Origin of the sequence: Arenibacter sp. F20364 (assembly GCF_023015905.1) — a bacterium.
Lineage (GTDB): Bacteria > Bacteroidota > Bacteroidia > Flavobacteriales > Flavobacteriaceae > Arenibacter.
On the sequence record NZ_JALKBD010000111.1, the window covers coordinates 1 to 1,106 of the forward strand.

The 1,106-nt window shown below is 37.9% G+C and carries 1 protein-coding gene; it reads right to left on the bottom strand.

Annotated elements, in window-relative coordinates:
* Positions 1–869: IS110 family transposase (locus MWU84_RS23920; RefSeq protein WP_246906525.1), on the bottom strand; the 869-nt coding region annotated here is incomplete at its 3' end.
* Positions 870–1,106: the final 237 nt, after the last annotated feature.

Below are 1,106 nucleotides of genomic sequence, written 5' to 3' on the forward strand. Positions count from 1 at the left end.
GTTTTTCTTTGATAATATCTTTTCAGTTGTGGATCGTGCTGTATGGCACTTCCTGCAGCCTTGAACAATATGGATTTTAAAGTTTTGTCCCTGAGGTAATGTGTTTTTGTTCTACCTTTTATACTGCTTCCGGATCTATACGGGAATGGGGCGAGACCACTATGGCAACTAAATTTTCGGGCATTGGAAAATTTCAGGAAATTATCGGTCTCTGCAATACATTTTATGGCCGTTATCGGCCCTACGCCTATGACTTGGGTTATTTTTTTATAGTTTGTTTTTAATTCTTCCGTGGCATCGATTATCTCCTTCATTAACTTCTCGACTAGATCAATGGATTTCTCAAGGGATCCGATCTGTCTCTTTTCCTCACGGATAAGCTCATTTAGGTTGATAGTCTGAGCTAATATTTGATTGGCCTTTAAGCTGTTTTTGAGTTGGACGGACATCTTTACATATCGTTCCCTGGCGGTCATCAGCACCTTGAGCTTGCGAAGCTTTTCCGCAGGCAAATTGTAGGGTTTCATTTTTTGCCTATGGCCAATGGTATGGCAAGCTATTCTATAGGCATCAACGGCATCGGTCTTACCTCTTTGAATACCCATTGACCTTTTTAATTCCAGTGGATTGATCATGTAAAAGCATATTTTACTCTCACTGAGCAGCCATGCCAACAATGCCCCATAATGTCCTGTATGTTCCATGGAAACAATAATGGATTCAGAACTGAACTTTTTCAACCAGCAGGAAATGGCTTTTTTGTTGTTCCCGACAACCCCTCTTCCCACTACTGAAAAATCAACACTTTTAAGGATACAGTAATCCAGCACGTCTTTGGAAATGTCAATTCCTACAATCAATTTTTTCATAACTTTGAGATTAGCTATTAAAACACTGAAACGACCAATATGGTTTTTATGCTAACGCTATTAATAAGCCTTAAAGCTTAACATTCTAAATGGCATTTAAACCAAAGAGGAGTAAAGGACTAATGCTCGATATAAACCTTAGAGTTTGTGAGTCGAAATAGGTCACCTTTTCTCCTCTGGTTGTTCAGTAATTTCAATAAATTAAACATCTATAAATTTAATAATGCTAATCTAATA